The organism is Okeania sp. SIO3I5 (assembly GCF_010672085.1).
Lineage (GTDB): Bacteria > Cyanobacteriota > Cyanobacteriia > Cyanobacteriales > Microcoleaceae > Trichodesmium.
The window spans coordinates 1-2,538 of record NZ_JAAHHT010000477.1 but is presented as its reverse complement, the minus strand read 5'-3'; the positions used below and the strand labels follow the sequence as shown (position 1 = coordinate 2,538).

Sequence of the window (2,538 nt, the reverse complement as noted above, 5' to 3'; positions counted from 1 at the left end):
ATGTGTAACTACATAAAAAGTAATTTGCTACAATACTATCAGGACTTAGGCAAAGAAACCTGGTTTTTATGATAAATCGTTGTTTTTATAATAGAAATCTAGGAAAAAATCCGGTTTCTGAGTTTGTCTTCCTAAGTCGTAACTATGAAATTGAAGTACAATGGTTTTTCTTCTTTTCTATTCCCACCAAACCCTAATTACCGAATAATTAAAGTTTAAAACCTCTCCTTTAAAGGAGAAACAAGCGGTCGAGGGATGGCGAGGAAACCTCGCCATATCCAATCGACCAAGAGAGAACAAATTTTCATGATTAGTCAATCCTCTCCTTGAAAAGAAGAGGTAATAATTAATTATTAATTATTAATTATTAATTATTAATTATTAATTGTTAAATCCCTACTCCCTAAATAAATGAACAATCAAAGAGCTATTTCCTGCGATAGTGTCAATAAAATTTATGCTAATGGAACTGTTGCCTTACAAGACATGAACTTGACAATTAATCAAGGAGAATTTGTAACTATTGTCGGACCTTCTGGATGTGGAAAAAGTACAGTATTGCGATTAATAGCAAAATTAAGTGATGTTACTTCTGGCAAAATTGAATCAAATATAAATCAACATAAAAATGAATTAGCTTTTGTATTTCAAGAACCAGCTTTAATGCCTTGGTCTCATGTTATTGATAATGTGCATTTACCTCTAAAATTAGCTGGAAAATCTCTTAAAGAATCTCGAATAATAGTGCAAGAAGCAATTAACTTAGTTGGATTAGATGGTTTTGAACGTTCTTATCCACGACAATTATCAGGTGGTATGAAAATGAGAGTTTCTATTGCTAGAGCATTAGTAACTCAGCCAATAATTGTGTTGATGGATGAACCTTTTGGTGCTTTGGATGAAATGACTCGTAGTAAATTAAATAGCGATCTATTAGAGGTATGGCAAAAACGAAATTGGACTGTAGTTTTTGTCACTCATAATATTTATGAAGCAGTGTATTTATCTCAACGAGTAATTGTGATGGCTGCCCGTCCTGGTAGAGTAATAGCAGATGTTAAAATAGATGCCACTTATCCTCGTAGTGAAGACTTCCGAATGTCGCAATTATGTAATGATTATTGTCGAGAAATTTCTAATTATTTGGAAGTTGCAGTGTAAGCATTTAGCTATCAGTTATTAATTGATTGTCTTTAGATAAAAAATTCGTATTGACTCTATTATTTTTCCCTTTTTTTCAAAATTTACTCTAACTTCGGTCTTCCTGACTCAGTAGTTCTGTGCTATATTCTATTGTTGAATGTTGAAAAAAAATCTTGATTGAAAAAAATGTCTAACCAGGAAAATATGAGATTTCTTAGCCCAAAAATAGATTTTGTCTTCAAAAAAGTTTTTGGTTCTGAACAAAGTCAAGACATCTTAATTAGTTTTCTCAATGCCATTATTTATGATGGAGAAAAAATTATTCAATCTTTAACCATTATTAATCCCTATAATCCGGGGAAAGTGATGACTTTAAAAGATACTTATTTAGATGTAAAAGCAGTATTAGCGGATGGCAAGATTGTTCTGATTGAAATGCAAGTATCATCCATGACAGGTTTTAACAAAAGGGTACTTTATAACATGGTGAAAGGATACGTTAATCAGTTACAAACAGCAAAGGATTATATTATTCTCAAACCAGTTATAGCTGTCACAATTACAGATTTCATTCTATTTGAGTCAAGCCAAAAAATTATTAATCAATTTGTGTTTCAGGAAAAAACAGAAAAAGTTAAATGTCTGGAAGAGGAAATGCAGTTAATATTTGTAGAATTACCAAAGTTTAAAAAAAGACTCTCAGAATTAAAAAATTTAGGGGATAAATGGATTTATTTCCTCAAAGAAGCTTCTAGTTTTGAGAATATTCCTCCTTCTTTGGGAGAAATATCAGAGATAGAATTAGCATTAAATTTGGCTAATCAAGCAGGAATGAATCCAGAAGAATTAGAAATAGTAGATCGCCGTGCTATGGTATTGCAAGATGAAAGGGGAAAAATAACTTTTGCTGAAGAAATAGGCAAAGAAATAGGAAGACAAGATGAGGCGATCGTCCTAATAATGCGTCAACTGAAAAAACGTTTTGGAGAAATTTCTACAGAAACTATTAGCAAAATTGAAAGTTTAACTATTGAAAAGTTGGAAAATTTGGGAGAAGATTTCTTAGATTTTAAGAGCATAACTGATTTAGAAAATTGGCTGAATCAGTAATTTAGTATATTATCCTGAACTATCTGCTATACTCTTTGCCTTGTACATAAAAAACGGATTTATCAAGGAAATTTCGTCATTTGAAAGACAATAATTAGGGCAATAAACCCGTTTTCTCACTTGGGCGTGCCTAAGTTCTATGCTATATTCTATTGTTGAAAAAAATCTTGATTGAAAAAAATGTCTAACCAGGAAAATATGAGATTTCTTAGCCCAAAAATAGATTTTGTCTTCAAAAAAGTTTTTGGTTCTGAACAAAGTCAAGACATCTTAATTAGTTTTCTC

3 protein-coding genes are annotated in these 2,538 nt (G+C 31.3%); all 3 read left to right on the top strand.

What is annotated here, in order from left to right; genetic code table 11:
* Nucleotides 1-411: 411 nt before the first annotated feature.
* Nucleotides 412-1,161 carry an ABC transporter ATP-binding protein gene (locus F6K40_RS39790; protein WP_293145709.1) on the top strand — a complete coding sequence of 250 codons (750 nt, stop codon included), beginning with the start codon at nucleotides 412-414 and terminating at the stop codon, nucleotides 1,159-1,161.
* A 186-nt stretch (nucleotides 1,162-1,347) separates the two neighbouring features.
* Nucleotides 1,348-2,253: an Rpn family recombination-promoting nuclease/putative transposase gene (locus tag F6K40_RS39785; RefSeq protein WP_293145714.1), complete on the top strand. Its 906-nt coding sequence runs from the start codon at nucleotides 1,348-1,350 to the stop codon at nucleotides 2,251-2,253.
* Between the two features lie 198 nt (nucleotides 2,254-2,451).
* On the top strand, nucleotides 2,452-2,538 hold an 87-nt coding region (locus F6K40_RS39780; RefSeq protein WP_293145712.1), incomplete at its 3' end, for a PD-(D/E)XK nuclease family transposase.

What these genes read in the sequence shown, in the direction of transcription:
- F6K40_RS39785 (WP_293145714.1), top strand. Translation starts at nt 1,348, where the DNA reads ATGAGATTTCTTAGCCCAAAAATAGATTTTGTCTTCAAAAAAGTTTTT.
- F6K40_RS39790 (WP_293145709.1), top strand. Translation starts at nt 412, where the DNA reads ATGAACAATCAAAGAGCTATTTCCTGCGATAGTGTCAATAAAATTTAT.